16 protein-coding genes and 1 pseudogene are annotated in these 16185 nt (G+C 69.8%); 5 read left to right on the top strand and 12 right to left on the bottom strand.

What is annotated here, in order from left to right:
* Window positions 1–91: 91 nt before the first annotated feature.
* The 5 genes from prcA to JOD27_RS04150 form a co-directional block, all read right to left on the bottom strand.
* On the bottom strand, window positions 92–853 hold the full coding sequence (gene prcA / locus JOD27_RS04170) for a proteasome subunit alpha (protein WP_204760713.1): 762 nt from the start codon (window positions 851–853) through the stop codon (window positions 92–94).
* A gap of 34 nt (window positions 854–887) precedes the next feature.
* The gene (prcB, locus tag JOD27_RS04165; protein WP_204760712.1) at window positions 888–1736 is read right to left on the bottom strand and encodes a proteasome subunit beta; all 849 of its coding nucleotides are present in this window, start codon (window positions 1734–1736) and stop codon (window positions 888–890) included.
* Window positions 1737–1785: 49 nt separating this feature from the next.
* The gene (locus JOD27_RS04160) at window positions 1786–1980 is read right to left on the bottom strand and encodes a ubiquitin-like protein Pup (RefSeq protein WP_109640227.1); all 195 of its coding nucleotides are present in this window, start codon (window positions 1978–1980) and stop codon (window positions 1786–1788) included.
* Between the two features lie 79 nt (window positions 1981–2059).
* Entirely contained in the window at window positions 2060–3553 is a 1494-nt protein-coding gene (gene dop, locus JOD27_RS04155; RefSeq protein ID WP_204760711.1) for a depupylase/deamidase Dop, read from the bottom strand.
* Between the two features lie 72 nt (window positions 3554–3625).
* Window positions 3626–6019 carry an FtsX-like permease family protein gene (locus JOD27_RS04150; RefSeq protein WP_204760710.1) on the bottom strand — a complete coding sequence of 798 codons (2394 nt, stop codon included), beginning with the start codon at window positions 6017–6019 and terminating at the stop codon, window positions 3626–3628.
* A 107-nt stretch (window positions 6020–6126) separates the two neighbouring features.
* Here JOD27_RS04150 and JOD27_RS04145 point away from each other — a divergent pair, with 107 nt between their 5' ends.
* Window positions 6127–6624, top strand: coding sequence for an NUDIX hydrolase (locus JOD27_RS04145; RefSeq protein ID WP_204760709.1), 498 nt, complete (start codon window positions 6127–6129; stop codon window positions 6622–6624).
* A 1-nt stretch (window position 6625) separates the two neighbouring features.
* Here JOD27_RS04145 and JOD27_RS04140 read toward each other — a convergent pair whose 3' ends face one another.
* The 7 genes and pseudogenes from JOD27_RS04140 to JOD27_RS04110 form a co-directional block, all read right to left on the bottom strand.
* Window positions 6626–7234, bottom strand: coding sequence for a response regulator transcription factor (locus JOD27_RS04140; RefSeq protein ID WP_204760708.1), 609 nt, complete (start codon window positions 7232–7234; stop codon window positions 6626–6628).
* The gene (locus JOD27_RS04135) at window positions 7231–8277 is read right to left on the bottom strand and encodes a sensor histidine kinase (RefSeq protein ID WP_307829880.1); all 1047 of its coding nucleotides are present in this window, start codon (window positions 8275–8277) and stop codon (window positions 7231–7233) included. Before JOD27_RS04135 ends, JOD27_RS04140 begins: the two co-directional genes overlap by 4 nt.
* Window positions 8278–8287: 10 nt before the next feature.
* Window positions 8288–8701, bottom strand: coding sequence for a hypothetical protein (locus JOD27_RS04130; RefSeq protein ID WP_204760707.1), 414 nt, complete (start codon window positions 8699–8701; stop codon window positions 8288–8290).
* A gap of 84 nt (window positions 8702–8785) precedes the next feature.
* Window positions 8786–9664 (bottom strand): aldo/keto reductase, encoded by an 879-nt coding sequence (locus tag JOD27_RS04125; protein ID WP_204760706.1) that lies wholly within the window; start codon window positions 9662–9664, stop codon window positions 8786–8788.
* 61 nt (window positions 9665–9725) lie between these two features.
* On the bottom strand, window positions 9726–10751 hold the full coding sequence (locus JOD27_RS04120; protein ID WP_204760705.1) for a glycoside hydrolase family 5 protein: 1026 nt from the start codon (window positions 10749–10751) through the stop codon (window positions 9726–9728).
* A 97-nt stretch (window positions 10752–10848) separates the two neighbouring features.
* Window positions 10849–11604 carry an ABC transporter permease gene (locus JOD27_RS04115; protein WP_204760704.1) on the bottom strand — a complete coding sequence of 252 codons (756 nt, stop codon included), beginning with the start codon at window positions 11602–11604 and terminating at the stop codon, window positions 10849–10851.
* A 50-nt stretch (window positions 11605–11654) separates the two neighbouring features.
* Window positions 11655–12302 (bottom strand): annotated as a pseudogene (locus JOD27_RS04110) (ABC transporter ATP-binding protein); the annotation flags it as partial.
* A 111-nt stretch (window positions 12303–12413) separates the two neighbouring features.
* Between JOD27_RS04110 and JOD27_RS04105 the strand changes: the two are divergent.
* The 4 genes from JOD27_RS04105 to JOD27_RS04090 are packed head-to-tail and all read left to right on the top strand — an operon-like array spanning window position 12414 to window position 16143.
* Entirely contained in the window at window positions 12414–13481 is a 1068-nt protein-coding gene (locus JOD27_RS04105; protein WP_204760702.1) for a sensor histidine kinase, read from the top strand.
* Window positions 13478–14113 (top strand): response regulator, encoded by a 636-nt coding sequence (locus tag JOD27_RS04100; RefSeq protein WP_204760701.1) that lies wholly within the window; start codon window positions 13478–13480, stop codon window positions 14111–14113. The genes JOD27_RS04105 and JOD27_RS04100 overlap by 4 nt, the downstream gene beginning before the upstream one ends.
* 60 nt (window positions 14114–14173) lie before the next feature.
* On the top strand, window positions 14174–14926 hold the full coding sequence (locus JOD27_RS04095; RefSeq protein ID WP_204760700.1) for a hypothetical protein: 753 nt from the start codon (window positions 14174–14176) through the stop codon (window positions 14924–14926).
* Window positions 14923–16143, top strand: a complete 1221-nt coding sequence (locus JOD27_RS04090; RefSeq protein ID WP_204760699.1) for a DUF4407 domain-containing protein — start codon at window positions 14923–14925, stop codon at window positions 16141–16143. The genes JOD27_RS04095 and JOD27_RS04090 overlap by 4 nt, the downstream gene beginning before the upstream one ends.
* The last annotated feature ends 42 nt before the right edge of the window (window positions 16144–16185 follow it).

Below are 16185 nucleotides of genomic sequence, written 5' to 3'. Positions count from 1 at the left end.
GCAAGCGCAAGCCCAACGCACCCGGCGCACGCGCCCGAAGCAAAAGGCCCCCGGGGACGAACCCCAGAGGCCAATCGCACCAGCCACAACCCTACGACTCCTCAGACCCAGGCAGCTGAACATCCTCCACAGGCTTCCCACCCTTGGTAGGCGCAGGCAGAAGAGAATCCAGAGCCGCCCCGGCAATCCGCCGAAACGCCCGCCGAGGCCGAGACCTCTCCAGCACAGCGATCTCCAGCTTGTTGGCGGGAAGCAACTCGGGCCCACCGTTCCCAGTGGACGGAGACCCTGCCGACAACGCCTTCACCGCAACAGGAACCGCCTCAGCCAGCGTCAGCCCGTCGGCGAAGGAGTCCTTCAAGGCGGTGTTGGCGGCATCCACGGTGCCACCCATCACGATGTACTGCGGTTCCTCCACGACGGAGCCGTCGTATGTCAACCGGTACAGCGTGTCCGAGGCGGACGACTCCCCGACCTCCGCCACGCAGATCTCGACCTCGAACGGCTTGATCTGCTCGGTGAAGTAGGTGCCGAGCGTGGTGGCGTAGACGTTCGCGAGTGACCTGCAGGTCACGTCCCGCGGGTCGTTCTGGTAGCCGCGGAGGTCGGCGAACCGGACGCCCGCCTGGCGGAGGTTCTCGAACTCGCTGTAGCGGCCGACGGCCGCGAAGCCGATGCGGTCGTAGATCTCGGCGACCTTGTGCAGCGTGCTGGAGGGGTTTTCCGCGACGAACAGAATGCCGTCCGCGTACTTGAGCACGATGACGCTGCGACCCCTGGCGATGCCCTTGCGGGCGTACTCGGAGCGGTCGCGCATCACCTGCTCTGCCGATGCGTACAGCGGCATCGTCATGGGTGGTGCTCCTGACGTCGAACCTGATGGGGACTCAGCCTGCTGGGCGGGACCGGCGGCCTTCGACGACCGCGTCGGCCACCGTGGCGACCTGGGACTCGGGGACCTCGACGGCACCGTCGGCGCCGTTGATGGTGACCACGACCGGGTAGAGCCGGCGGACCGGGTCCGGGCCACCCGTCGCCGAGTCGTCGTCCGCCGCGTCGTAGAGAGCCTCGACGACCGAGCGGATCGCGGTGTCGACGTCCGCGTCCGGGTCGTAGAGCTTCTTCAGGGACGACTTCGCGAACAGCGAGCCCGAGCCGACGGCCTGGTAGCCGTGCGACTCCTCGTAGCGGCCGCCGGTGACGTCGTAGGACACGATGCGGCCCGCGCGGTCCGGGTCGGCTGCCGAGGTGTCGTACCCGGCGAAGAGGGGCACCACGGCGAGGCCGGCCATGGCCGCGTCGAGGTTGCCCCTGATCATCGCCGAGAGGCGGTTCGCCTTGCCGTCGAGCGACAGGGAGACGCCCTCGATCTTCTCGTAGTGCCGCAGTTCGACCGTGTAGAGCCGCACGATCTCGATCGCGATGCCCGCCGTGCCCGCGATGCCGACGGCCGAGTGGTCGTCGGTCACGAAGACCTTCTTCATGTCGCGCTGGGCGATGACGTTGCCCATCGTGGCGCGCCGGTCACCGGCGATCACGACGCCACCTTTGTAGGTGACCGCGACGATCGTCGTCCCGTGCGGGGCCTGGATCGTCCCCTCCGGGAGCTTCCGGGCGGAAGGCAGCATGTCCGGTGCCTGCGCCCGCAAGAAGTCCGTGAACGACGACGAGCCCGGCGTCAGGTACGACGAGGGCAGCGCCGCGGCCGGGTAACGCCCGGTCGAGCTGTTGTCCATGTGTTGGTTGTTCTCCCGTCCCCGAAATGGTCAACAGGCCGCCAGGGGCCTACTGACCACCCTTCTGCACGTATGCGCGGACGAAGTCCTCCGCGTTCTCCTCGAGCACGTCGTCGATCTCGTCGAGGATCGCGTCCACGTCCTCGCCGAGCTTCTCGCGGCGTTCCTGACCTGCTCCGGCAGCGCCCTCGGCACCGTCGTCGCCGTCGCCACCACCCTGGCGCTGCTTCTGTTCCTGGGACATCTCGGCCTCCCGCTCACTCGCCTGACAAGAACACTACCTAGCGGCACCGACAAAAATCCTGAGCCACTCGGGTAGACGATCACCCGCGAGTCAGTGCGTCCACCAGTTGCTCGGCGGTGTCTGAGGCCTCCAGCAGCGCTCCGACGTGCGCTTTCGTGCCTCGAAGCGGCTCGAGCGTGGGGATTCGCACGAGCGATTCCCGACCGAGATCGAAGATCACCGAGTCCCAGGATGCGGCCGCGACCGAGGTCGGGTAGCGCTCCAGGCACCGGCCGCGGAAGTACGCACGCGTGTCCTCGGGCGGGGTGGTGATGGCCGCGCGCACCTCCTCCTCGCTGACCAGGCGCTTCATCGAGCCGCGCGCGACCAGGCGGTTGTAGAGGCCCTTGTCCAGGCGGACATCGGAGTACTGCAGGTCGACCAGGTTGAGCCGCGCGGAGCCCCACGCGAGGCCGTCGCGCTGCCGGTAGCCCTCGAGCAGCCGCAGCTTGGCGACCCAGTCGAGCCGGTCGGCGCACTCGGAGGGGTCGCGGGCGAGCGCGTCGAGCACCTCGCCCCACACGCGCAGCACGTCGCGGTCGCCGATGCCCTCCTTCTCGATGAAGGCGGCGGCGCGCTCGTGGTAGGCGAACTGCACGTCGAGGCCGGTGAACTTGCGGCCGCCGGTCAGCTCGACCTTGGTCTTGAGCGTCGGGTCGTGGCTGATCTGGTGCACCGCGCGGACCGGGTCGACCATGCGCAGGTCGTCGAACCGCATGCCGGACTCGATCATGTCGAGCACCATGGACGTGGTGCCGAGCTTGAGGTACGTCGAGTACTCGGCGAGGTTCGCGTCGCCGATGATGACGTGCAGGCGGCGGTACTTGTCCGCGTCCGCGTGCGGCTCGTCGCGCGTGTTGATGATGCCGCGCTTGAGCGTCGTCTCCAGGCCGACCTCGACCTCGATGTAGTCGGAGCGCTGCGAGAGCTGGTAGCCCGCCTCCTCGCCGGACGGGCCGATGCCCACACGGCCGGAGCCTGTCACGACCTGGCGCGACACGAAGAACGGCGTCAGGCCGGCGATCACCGCGGTGAACGGCGTCGACCGCTGCATCAGGTAGTTCTCGTGCGTGCCGTACGACGCGCCCTTGCCGTCGACGTTGTTCTTGTACAACTGCAGCCGCGGCTGGCCGGGCACGGTGGCGGCCCTCATCGCGGCCTCCTCCATCACCCGCTCGCCCGCCTTGTCCCAGATCACCGCGTCCCGCGCGTTGGTGACCTCGGGCGCGGAGTACTCGGGGTGCGCGTGGTCGACGTAGAGCCGCGCACCGTTGGTGAGGATGACGTTGGCCGCGCCGAGGTCCTCGACGTCGGAGTCGGCGGGGTGGCCGCCGGGGCTGCCCAGGTCGAACCCGCGCGCGTCGCGCAACGGCGACTCCACCTCGTAGTCCCACCTGGCACGCCTGGCGCGTGGTATGTCCGCCGCCGCCGCGTACGCGAGCACCACCTGTGTCGAAGTGAGCACCGGGTTCGCGGTCGCGTCGCCCGGCACCGCGATGCCGTACTCGACCTCGGTTCCCATGATCCGCCGCATACGCAACACCTTATGACCTGACCCCGACAACAGCGTGAGGGGAGCTTCGCGTTGAAGCTCCCCTCACCCTATTCATCCGGACGCCAGTCCGGCTGCTGGGCGAATGCGGGAAGCGCCCCTCGACGGCCCGAACGCGGCGACCACGGCGAGCACCACGACCGCCAGCGCGCCGATGACCAGCGGCAACACCACCGTCGCGCCCGGCAGCGAGAGGTCGAGGCCGGTCGCCAGGATCGCGATTTCCGCGTAACCGAACCCGAGCACGCCACCACCGATCACGCCCACGAGGGCCAACATGACCGCTTCGGCGATGACTCCGCCCTGCAGTCCGCCGCGAGTGACGCCCAGGGCGCGCCTGAGCGCGAGCTCCTTGCGGCGCTCCTGGACCGAGATCGTCAGTGCGGTGCCGATGCCGGTCACGGCGACCGCGACGGACAGCCCGAGCAGCACCATCATCAGCACCGTGCCGAGGTGCATGTACCGGTCCGCGTTCGCCCGCTCGTCCGCGTCCGTCCGCACGATCACGGTCGGGTTGTTCGGCAGTGCGGCCTGCAGGTTCGCCCGGAACCTCGCCGGGTCGACGCCGGGCTTGAGCGCGACCAGCACCTTCTCCGCCGCTCCCGTGGTCAGGCCGCCGATGATCGGCGTGTAGCCGATGAGCGTGCCGGGCACCGTGCCCACGACCTTGTACTGCTTCCCGTCGTTCTCGACGAACGGCCGGTCCGCCCAGTGCTCAGGCACGACCGCGGTCCCGGCGACGAGCTGCTCGGCACCGGCCGCGTTCTGCGCCTTCATCCACGCCTTGAACTCGTCCGGGTCCACGCCGGACCCGTTCTCGGCCTTGTGCAGCACGACGCTCGCCGCCACCCCGTCCTGCGCGGGAATGACCCGCAGCGGACGCTCCCCCGCGTCCACGACGGTCGCGTCCGGGCGTTTCTCGTTGGCGAACGTGTAGGTCATCTCCTGCGCACTGCCCAGCACGACCAGGAAGAACGTCACCATCGAGCTGGCCAGCAGCAACGGCAGCGCCACCGAGGCTGACCGCTGCGGCATCCTGCGGACCTCGGCGCCGGCGAGCTTCCAGTGCGTGCCGCCGATCTTGCCGAACAGCCGCGCGATGAACGGCACCGTCACCGGGCCGAGGATCCAGAACAGTCCGGTCACCGCGGCGATCGCGGAGAACGTGACCGCGAGCGGAGCACCCGCGGTGCCCTTGGCCGCGACCGCCACCAGGGCCAGCATCGCCGCGCCACCGGTGAACAGCAGGCCGAACACCAGCCGCAGCCGGCGGACCGAGCGGGGTGGCACCTCGTTCTCCGCGTCACGCAGAGCAGCCAACGGTGACACGCGCGCAGCGTTGACCGCGGGCCGCACTGCCGCCATCACGCTCAACAGCGCGGCAACAACGACTCCGAGAACGACGTATCCGAGCGACGGCAACAGTTCCGGGCTCAGCTGCACCGCGCCGAACAGCGCGGAGATGCCCGTGACGTCGAACGTCCTGGCCAGCACCCACGCCATCGGCCCACCGAGCAGCGCACCACCCACACCGGCCAGCGCACCCGTCACGAACGCCTCGAACAGACTCCTGCGCACCAACGGCCCGCGCTGGGCACCGATGCACCGCAGCAACGCCGTCTGCCGCTGACGTTGTGCGTAGACGGCACGGAACGTCGCCGCGGCGACGAACACCGCCGTCGCCAGCGCGAGCACGCTGAACGGCAGCAGGATGAACTTCAGGTCGTCACCGACCTTGTCCGCGTCCGGCGCCGGGTCCCACACGACGTACGACGCGCCCGCCGCTTTCGCCACGGCTTCGCGTGAGCCGCCGATCACCCACACCGCCAGGGTGTCCGGCTGCGGGTCGAGCTTGCGCGCGAGGTCGGGACCGGCGACCAGGATCGGACGCGAGTCCATCCCGCCCTTCTTCATGACACCGCTGACCGTGACCTCGAACGGCTTGCCGTCCGCGGAGGCCAGTTTGATCCTGTCGCCCGGCTTGAGGCCGCGTTCGTAGGCGGTGATCTTGTCGACGGCGACCTCGTTGTCGGCGGCGGGTGCCTTGCCCTCGGCCAGCGGCCAGCGCACGAGGTCCGGTTGCTGGACCTCCACCTCGGCGCGGTGCTCCCCGGCACGGCCGTTGGCGTCCAGCAGGTCCGCGTGCGCCTGCTGCACCGGCACCGCCCTGCCGACCGCCGACAGCTTGGCCAGCAACGCGTCGTCGAGCTTCGGGCGGTTCGCCTCGACGGTGTTCTCGTCGTAGGGCTGCCGTTTGACGTCCACCACGTGGCCCACTGTGGACGGTGTGAGCGGCGCGCCCTCGTCGACCGACCTGCTGAGCGCGTCGCTCAGCACCAGGGCGGCCAGCAGGCAGGCCACACCGACCACGAGCGCGACGCCCGGCAGCAGCGCGCGGCCCGGCCGGGCGCGGAACTCGGCGACGCCGAGCCGCAGGGAAGTGGACACGAATCCTCCTCGGTGACGTCCGACGGTCACGAAGGTAGGAAGGAAGGCGATCAGCGGGCGTCGGACTGCGGTAGCAAGCTCGCGTACGACCACAGGAGGACACGGGGATGATCAACCTCTACGACGAGAACGCGAACGTGATCGGAGAGGTGACCCGCGAACGAATGCGTGCCGAGAACCTCTGGCACGGCTGCGTCCTCACCCTGGTGCACTCGACCGACGGCGAACGGATCTACGTCCACCGCCGCACCGACACCAAGGACATCTTCCCCGGCCTGTACGACTACACGGCCGGTGGCGTGATCGACGCGGGCGAGACACCCGACATCGCCGCCCGGCGCGAGCTCCAGGAGGAGCTCGGGGTCGACGCACCCGTGACGTTCCTCTTCCAGACCACCTACGTCGACGAGCAGACCCGCTACCACGCCTGGGTCTACGAGACACACAGCGACGGGCCGTTCACCCACCAGCCGGAGGAGGTCGCCTGGGGCGGGTGGATGGGCCTGGACGAGCTGCGCGACAAGATCGACGACCCCGGCTGGCCGCTCGTGCCGGACGGACGCGCGATCGGCAGGGAGTGGTTGCGCCGCACCGGTTCGGCCTGAGCTACAGCCAGCCGCGCTCGTCCGCCACCCTCAGGGCCTCCATCCGGTTGCGGGTGCCGGTCTTCGTGGTGGCGCCGGAGAGGTAGTTCCGCACCGTCCCCTCGGCGAGGTACAGCCGGGCGGCGATCTCGGCCACGGTCGCGCTGGAGCGGGCCGCGATGAGCACGTCGCGTTCGCGGGCGGTGAGCGGCGACTCGCCCGCCGCCAGCGTGGCCGCCGCCAGCGTCGGATCCACGACCCGCTCGCCGGCCATCACCCGCCGGACGGCGTCGGCGAGAGCGTCGGCCGGCGCGTCCTTCACGACGAACCCGACCGCACCCGCCTCCATGGCCCTGCGCAGATAACCGGTGCGGCCGAACGTGGTCAGGATGACCACGCGGCACTCCGGCACCTGCGCGGTGAGCACGGCGGCCGCCGCGAGCCCGTCCAGCCCCGGCATGTCGATGTCCAGCAGCGCGACGTCCGGGCGGTGTGCCAGTGCCGCGGCCGTGACCTCGTCGCCGCGGCCGACCGAGGCCACCACCTCGAAGTCCGGTTCGAGGTCGAGCAGGACGCCGAGGGCGTGGCGGATCAGCTCCTGGTCGTCGGCGAGCAGCAGCCTGATCGTCATACCGCCTCCACCCGCAACGACCACCCGCGCGGCTGTGCGGGACCGGCGGTCAGCACTCCCCCTGCCGCGGCGACCCTGGCACGCAGACCGTCCAAACCGGACCCCGCGCCGGCCGGGCCGCCCACTCCGTCGTCCCGGACCTCCACAGTGGACGCGGTCAGCTCCACCGTGCACCGGCCGGCCCGCGCGTGCCGCACGACGTTCGTCACCCCTTCCCGCACGACCCAGCCGAACAGTTCCTGACGCCGTGGCGGCACGGCGTCGACGGCAGTGGGCAGGTCGGCCGCGACTCCCGCCGCCCGCAGCAGTTCGCGGCCCCTGGCGAGCTCACCGGCGAGCGTGACGTCCTGGTACCCGGACACCGCGGCCCGCACGTCGGACAGCGCCTGACGGGCCAGCTGCTCCACCGACTCCATCTCGGCCCGCGCCGCGGCTGGTTCCAGCCTTCTGGCCAGCGCGCTCTTCACGGTGATCGCGGTGAGCGAGTGGCCGAGCAGGTCGTGCAGGTCGCGGGCGATCCGGTTGCGCTCGGCCTCGGAGGCGAGCCTGGCCACCTCCGCCTGGGCCTCGCGCAACTGCTGGTTGGCCGTGGCCGTGCGGCTGAACGCGTGCACGAGCAGCGCGGTGAACACGACGGCCACCGCGAAGTACCAGCTCGCCTCGGCGTTCCAGCCGGGCACCACCATCGGCACGACCACGCACGCCGCGGCGCCCAGGAACACGAGAGCGGCCGCCGTCCGGGCACCGACCCGTGCCGTCGTCGACGGCACGATCATCGCGGCGAGGATCAGCACGTCCTCGCGGGCCAGCGGCGCGAGCAGCACCGCCAGCACTGCCATCGCCGCCACCAGCGACCAGTACACCCGCCACGCCGAACGGATCGAGGCGATCACGATGCCCAGGTAGCAGGCGGAGACGGCCACCAGCAGCAGGTAGCCGACGACGAGGCCGCTGCCGTGCGCGTACCGGTTGACGCCGGCGGCCGCGAGAAACGGGTAGCAGAGCATGCCGAGCGAGAGCAGCAACCGGCGCCTGTCGTCCACGGCGGTGACCTTACGAGGCCGCGAAGGTGGCGCGCACGCTGCGGGCGAACGTGATCAGCACCACGATGACCAGCAGCGCGCCGCACACCCCGTTCGCGATCTTGAACCAGATCGGGAACGAGCCGGGGATCGACTCGATCACGACCACCGCCACGGCCTGGGCCAGCGCGATGATCCGCACCCTGCGGTAGTTGCGGCGCGAGCCGTTCTCCATCGACACGCCGAGCGCGAACGTGATCAGCGACGCGACCGCGAGGATCGAGCCGCGGATCCACACCGCGCCGGTGACGATGTCGGGGTCACCGCTGAACACCACGATCGCCAGCAGGGTCAGCGCGCTCACGGCCGCGTAGCCGCCGAGCAACACCTTGGCGATGTGCAGCTTCTCGCGGGCGTCGGGGTCGGTCACAGTCAGCTTTGTCATGCCGACAATGCTGATCGTGCGGTGTTCTCGCTGGTAGCGATGATCCGCACGGATTCGCCGTGACATCTGTCAGAAATCGGGCAATCAGTTCCAGCTGAGCCCGGCGCGCGTCGCCCAGTACTGCTCGGCGGGCTCGGCGAGGTCCGGCAGGTCCACGTCGATCCGCATCGCGTCCACATTGGACTTCAGCTGCTCGGGGCTCGCCGCGCCGGACAGCACGACGTCGACCCACGGCCGGCGCGCGATCGCCGCCAGCGCGACCGCGTCCGGCCCGACGCCCAGCGCTTTCGCCTGTGCCGCAACCGCTTGCGGCGGATCGACGACGAGCCGGCCGTTGGCCACACCCTCCTTGATGATCACGCGCAGCCCGGCGTCGTGCGCCTCGGCCAGCGCCTCCCCGGCCGAGGTCTCCAGAACGTTCCAAGTGGACTGGACGGAGGAGAAGATGCCGAGGCCGAGCGCCTTGCGGATGGCGTCGGCCTGCCGCGGGCCGGACGTGGAGAAGCCCACAGGCACACCGATCGCGACCATCGCGTCCTGCAGCGCCCTGTCCTCGAACAGCGGGCTGTCGACGGTCAGCGAGTGCACCTGGTAGAGATCGACTCGCGGCAGCAGGCTTCGGGTTTCCCGCCACTGCTGGGAGAAGCGCGCGAGCGAGTGCTCCTTGACCTCGTGCACCTCGGCGTCGGGCCGCCAGTCCGCGGTGTAGGCGTAGCCCCACTTGCTGGAGATCGTCACGTCGTCGTGGCCCGGCAGCCACGACGACAGGAAGTCCTCCGACAGCCCGTACGAACGAGCCGCGTCCACCCACCGGATGCCCAACCCATACGCCGTGTCGAGGACGCGGTGACACTGCGCGCGCATCGAGTCGACGTCGCGAACGGCCGGCAACGCGCCGTCGCGGCCGAGGTTGATGTAGGCGGGACGACCGAGGGAGGCGAGACCGAGCGCGAGTTGTGCCATGCGCACAACCGTAAACGGCGGCCCCGAGGGACCGCCGCTCACGTGACCCGCCGGGGTCGGTCTACCGGTTCGCCCTGATGTGGTTGCGCACCCACTTGCCGGCTTCCTTCAGCGGACCCTCGCCGGCGAAGCTGGTGCCGGAGCAGGTACCGCCCTTGAACACCGCGCCCGAGCGCTTGTCGTCGGAGAAGTTCCAGTTCGTCCAGGAGATCTTGGCGGAGTTCAGGAACGTGATGAACTTGTTCGCCATGGTGAAGTCGTTGGGACCGTCACCGGAGGCCTCCTGCGAGCCGAACTCGGTGACGAAGACCGGCACCTGGCTCGAGACCGTCTTCAGGGCGTTGAGGTAGCTGTCCCTGTGGTCCTTGGCGTAGAAGTGGAACGTGTACATCAGGTTCGAGGCGTTGACCTTGTTGCGGCTCACCTCGTTGATGTCCTTGCCGTCGGACAGGCCGAACGTCGACCAGCCGTGCGTGCCCACGAGCACCAGGCTGTCCGGGTCCTCGGCGCGGATCGTCGGGATGACGGCCTCCGCGTAGGACTTCACCTTCGCCCACGACACGCCGTTCGGCTCGTTGGCGATGTCGTAGATGATGTTCGTCTTGTCCTTGTGACGCTGCGCGATCTCCTTGAAGAACGTCTTCGCGCGCGAGGTGTTGTAGTTCGGGTCGCCCGGCGAGAGCTGGTGCCAGTCGACCAGCGCGTACATGCCGCGCTTGGTGGCTTCCTCGATGTAGCGGTGCACCATGTCGGTGAACTTGCGGGGGTTGGTCTCGTAACCACCCTCCTGGATGTACATCGAGATGCGCAGGACGTCGGCCTTCCAGTCGTTCGCGAGCGCGTCGAGGGACGCGCTCTTGACGCACTGGGAGTACCACTGGATTCCGTGCGTGCTCATGCCGCGCAACTGGACCTGCTGCCCGGCCTGGTTGCACAGCTTCACGCCGCAGACCTTCAGCTGGCCGTTGACCGCCGCGGGCGAACCCGGTGGCAGCGCGGCCGCGGCGGCTGGACTTGCCGCCGTCACACCGGTCAGTGGAAGCACCGCCGCCGCGGCGAGCGCCACCAGAGACTTCTGCCAAGCCATTCAGCGTCTCCTCTCGGACTGCCGGCGGCGGATTAGATAGGTAAGTTTCCTTACCGATTAGAGGTATAGACGACCTTAGGGCTGTCCCAAGAGCGAGTCAAGCGTCTCGTCGCAGAAGAGTCACCATTCCCGTACCGAGAGTCACCACTGCGTAGACGAGCAAACAGGCCACTGCGGCCAACGGGCTCAGCGGCGCGTTCTCCACGACCCCAGCCACCTCGTACACCAGGTACGGGACCATCACGCCCGAGACGTCCATGTTCCACGGCTCCGGCAGCATCGGCGTGATCGCCGGCAGGCCCCACAACAGGACGCCGACCACGACGACCGCGACCGCCGTGGACCGCAGCGCCAGGCCCAGCCCGAGGCCGATCAGACCGGTCACCAGGATCGACAGCACCGCCGCGCCGGCCCACGGGAGGACGTCGGAGACGCTGTCCCACGGCGCGACAGGAGGCGGCCGGTCCCCCATGATCAGCCGGCTCGAGCCGATGCTCAGGGCGAGCGCGACCGTGCCGATCACCACGGCCGTGGTGGCGACGAGCGCGCTTTTGGCCGCCAGCAAGCGTTTCCGGTCCGGCACGGCCGTCAGCGCGGTGAGCCTCGGGTCGGAGGTGGCGACGAGCGCGCCGAGCGCGGCGACGCAGAACTGCACGACCGGGTTGATCACCACGCTGGCGTCGGCGGAGGCGAACTTGGCCTGTTCGGCGGCCGGGGACGTGTCGTAGTCCTGGACCAGCAGCCACGAGATCGTCGCGCCGAACGCGACCATCAGGCCGATGGCGGCGATCAGACCGTACGGGGCACGAACCGTCCGCAGCTTCAGCCACTCGGCGGCGAGCGCGTTCCTCACAGTCCCCTCCCCGAGGTGAGGTCGAGGTAGGCGTCCTCCAGGGATCCGTTCTCCGTCAACGTCTCCATGGGCGTCTCCTTGACCAGCTGCCCTCTTGCGACGATCACGACGTGGTCCGCCGTGAGCGCCATCTCGCTCATCAGGTGGCTGGAGACGAAGACCGTCCTGCCCTCCTTCGCGAGGCCGCGCATGAGGTCGCGGATCCACCGCACGCCTTCGGGGTCCAGGCCGTTGACGGGTTCGTCGAACATCAGCACCCGCGGGTCGCCGAGCAGTGCCGCGGCGACGCCGAGCCGTTGCTTCATGCCGAGCGACAGGGTCCTGATCCGCTTGTGCCGCACGCTTCCCAGGCCGACCTGTTCCAGCAGGTCCTCGGCACGGCCGCGGCCGATCCCGTTGCTCGCCGCGAGCCAGCGCAGGTGGTCGAGCGCCCTGCGGCCGTGGTGCACTGCCGCAGGGTCGAGCAGCACCCCGACGTGCCTCAGGGGCTGGCCGAGGTCCTGGTAGCGCTTGCCGTCGACGAGCGCCTCGCCTCCGGTGGGCCGGTCCAGCCCCACGATCATGCGCATCGTCGTGGACTTCCCCGCGCCGTTGGGCCCCAGGAAGCCCGTGACCAGTCCAGGGTGGACGGTGAACGACAGATCGTCGACCGCCGTCGTGTCCCCGTATCTCTTCGTCAGGTTCCGCACCTCGATCATGCGGAAGAGCGTCGGGTGTTCCGCGGCTCGGCGGATCGGACCTCGGGCCGAACTCGATGATCAGACCGTGGTCCGAGGCGTCGCGGTCCCCGGCTCGTTACCGTCGTGGTCGTGATCGCGAGACTGCACCTCTACCTGGTCGACGCGGCGGCCGCGCTGGTGATCGCGGTGCTCGTGGCCTACGGGACGCTGGAGCACCGGGACCAGCCGTGGTGGCTCGTCCTGCCCTCCACCGCCCTGGTCGCACTGCCCGTCGCCGTTCGCCGGTGGTGGCCCGTCCCCGCGCTGGCGGTCACGACGGCGGCCACCGTCGCCACGGTGATGGGCCAGGTGCTGCCGACCCAGGCGCTCGGCGCTCCGGCCGCGGCCGTGTGTTTCACGCTCTACACCGTGGCCGTCGAGCGCTCACGCGCGTGGTCGCTCACCGGACTCGTCGTCGCGGTGGTCGCGGTCGCCGGCGTCGGCGGTGGCGAGCCGGAGAACCTGCTGGCCGTGGGAGCCTCGCTCAGCGCCGTGTGGGTGATCGGCTACACCACCCGGCTGCGCCGGTCGTTCCTGGCGCGGGAAAACGACCAGCGGGCCGAGCAGGCGCTGGCCGACGAACGCCTGCGCATCGCCCGCGAACTGCACGACGTGGTGGCGCACAACCTGTCCCTGATCGCCGTGCAGGCCGCCAACGCCGCACACGTGCGCTCACCCGAACACGCCTACGAGGCCCTGGACGTCATCTCGTCGACGAGCCGCGCGGCGCTGACCGAGATGCGCGGCCTCCTCGGCGTCCTGCGCTCCGACGCCGACCTGGCGCCCTCTCCCGGACTCGACGGCCTGGCCGAGCTGGCCGACCGGGCGTCACTGGCAGGTGTGCGCGTCTCGCTGGACGTGCGGGGCGACGCCGCCGTTCCGGAAGGAGTCGGGCTGTCGGCGTACCGGATCGTGCAGGAGGCGTTGACGAACGTGGTGAAGCACGCGGCACCCGCGTCCTGCACGGTGCTGGTGGACGTGACGTCGTCGGCGGTGCGCGTCGAGGTCGCGGACGACGGGCCGGGAGTGCGGGAGCTTGGCGTGGGACATGGGTTGATCGGCATGCGCGAACGCGTGGCGGTGTACGACGGCACGTTCAGCGCGGGACCAGGCATGTCCGGAGGCTTCCGGGTCGAGGCGGAGCTGCCGATCCGATGATCCGCGTGCTGATCGTCGACGACCAGGCCCTGCTGCGAGGCAGCTTCCGCCTGCTCATCGACAACGAACCCGACCTGAGCGTCGTCGGCGAGGCGGGCACCGGCGCCGAGGCCGTGTCGCTCGCTTCTACTTTGCAGCCAGACGTCGTGCTGATGGACATCCGCATGCCCGAGATGGACGGCATCGAGGCCACCACACGGCTTTCCGGCCCGCGCGTGCTGGTCCTGACGACGTTCGACCTGGACGAGTACGTCTTCGGCGCGTTGCGTGCCGGGGCGTCGGGTTTCCTGCTGAAGGACACACCGCCCGCCGAGCTGCTGGCCGCGATCCGCGTCGTGGCGGCCGGGGAGTCGCTGCTGTCGCCCTCGGTCACCCGCCGGCTGATCTCCGAGTTCGTGCGGCGACCCTCCTCCCCAGCGGTCACCGGGCTGGACCGGCTGACCGAGCGCGAGAAGGAGGTGCTGCTGCTGATCGCGCGCGGGCTGTCCAACGCGGAGATCATGGCGCGGCTGCACGTCAGCACCGGCACGGTCAAGACGCACATCGGGAACCTGCTGGCCAAGCTGCACGCCCGCGACCGCGCGCAACTCGTGATCGCCGCCTACGAATCAGGACTCGTGGACCTCCGGTAACGGCCGCACGCACCCCGGCGAAATGAGCGGTGTGCCAAACGAGTGCGGACGGACGGTTCGATGCTGCTTCCCAGACTGACGAAGGTTCTGGTCGGCGCCGTCTCCGTCGCCGTCGCCACCATGGCCCAGCTCAACCTGCCGAACAGCGGGTTCTGGGGGCAGCACCGGGCAGAGCAGTACCTCGCGGTCGGAGGTCTCGTCGCGATGGCCGTCGCCGAGGTGCTCGGATCGGTTGTCGATCACGTGCAGATGCCCCGAGTACGGCAGTTCGAGCAGGAGCTCCGCGCGGTGCTGAGCGCGGGCATCTCCCAGCTGGCCGTGAGTTCGGTGGCGGACTGGCGAGACATCGGTGTCTCCGCCTATCACGCGCGCGGCGTGCCTTGGTTGCGCCGGCTGGTCCTCGTGGACAGCCTGCGGCTCTGCAGCGGGCCGAAGCTCGGTTCCCGGTGGCGGCCGGGACGGGGTGTGATCGGCACGGCGTACGAACAGGAGGACCTGCTGGCGGTCGACTGGGAGTCCTACTTCAAGTCCGCGGAGAGCGGCGGGCCGAACTCCTGGCGGGCCCGGTCCGACCTGGACCGCTTCGGGCTGAGCTGGGGTGAGCTGATGCGGACCAAAGCACTCGTCGGCGTCGCCGCCTGCCCGGTGTGGAGCGAGGGAGGGAAGCTGACCGGCGTCGTGTGCGTCGAGGCTCCGGCCGACCTGTCCGCGGCGGGTGTCGGCGCGATCATTCGCGACATCGCGATCGCCGTCGGCGACCTGGGCACTCCACCCGCGTCGTGGTGGAACTACGTCGGGCGGCGAGTCGCATGAGCGGCCACGTCGTGTCCTCCTCGTTCGTGGACGACGTCGCACGCTTCGGCGGGACCGCGAGCCAGATCAACAGGCTTCGGGCCAGTTCCAGCACCGGCACGCACGGCGGACCGGAAGCGCCACCGCGTGACCGGCGCGTCCAGCGGGCCCGTGACGGTCGCAAGGCGTCGGACAGGTTCCTGCTGTGGCTGGCCGGCGTGAACTACGACCTGGCGTCCCGGTCGTACGTCGACCGCACCCGCCACGCCACCATCGGCTTCGCGGTGCTGACCACCGCACTGATGGCAGGCTCGTCGCTGCTGCTCGTGCTGACGTCCGCCGGAGTCGACACGGTGCTGGCGGTACCGGCAGCGGTCATGTGGACGGTGCTGATCACCACGCTGGAACGAGCGCTGGTCGCGTCCGCGACCCGCCGGTTCGACAGCTTCCGCAGGGCAATGGCGACCACGCTGGTCGGCTTCGCCATCGCCGCGCTCGTCGCCACCGCCGTCGCGCAACCCTTGATGCTGCGCGTGTTCCAGCCGGAAATCGAGCAGCAGATCCGAGCGACCCGGTTGCAGGAAGCCCAGTCGTTCCGGTCCGACACCCCGGCTTTGCAGCAGCTGCAGGCCAGGGTGGAGGAAGCCAGGCAGGCAATGCTCAAGGCCCAGCAGCTCTACCAGTGCGAGCTCGACGGCACCTGTGGCACCTGGGTACCTGGCCATGGCCAGGCCACCTCGCTGCGGCGCTTCGAATACGACCGGGCGCGGGCCGAGTACGACCGCGTGGGAGAGCAGTACGAAGCAGCGTTCTCCCAGGCGGAACAGGACGCGGCAGCGCTCAGCCATCGGCCGGTCGGGCTGCTCGAACAGCTCCGCGCGTTGAACGAGGTCGCCAGGCAGGAGCCGACGGTCGCCACCGCCTCGATGATCGTGACCGGCATGTTCATCGTCGTCGAGATGCTGCCACTGCTGCTGGTCGCGTTGATGCGCCGGCGTGGCGCGACGCTGTACGAGAAGCTGCTGGCGATCCAGGAACGCTCGGCTCAGGACGAGTACGAGCTCGACGCGATCCACCGTGCCGGAGCGCGGCGACTGGCAGACGACACCGACCCGCAGGTCGACGACGTGCTGCGACGGTTCGAAGAACAACGTGACGAGATCAGTCAGCTCACCAGGGCCACCCTGGCCACGGTCGTCCAGCTCGCAGAGGAACGCGCCGCGCGCCGGACCGGCTGAGACGCCGAACCGCCCCGGCCGAGACGACCGGGGCGGTTCGGT

This window comes from Lentzea nigeriaca (genome assembly GCF_016907955.1).
Classification (GTDB): domain Bacteria; phylum Actinomycetota; class Actinomycetes; order Mycobacteriales; family Pseudonocardiaceae; genus Lentzea; species Lentzea nigeriaca.
This window is presented reverse-complemented; position numbering and strand designations above follow the sequence as displayed.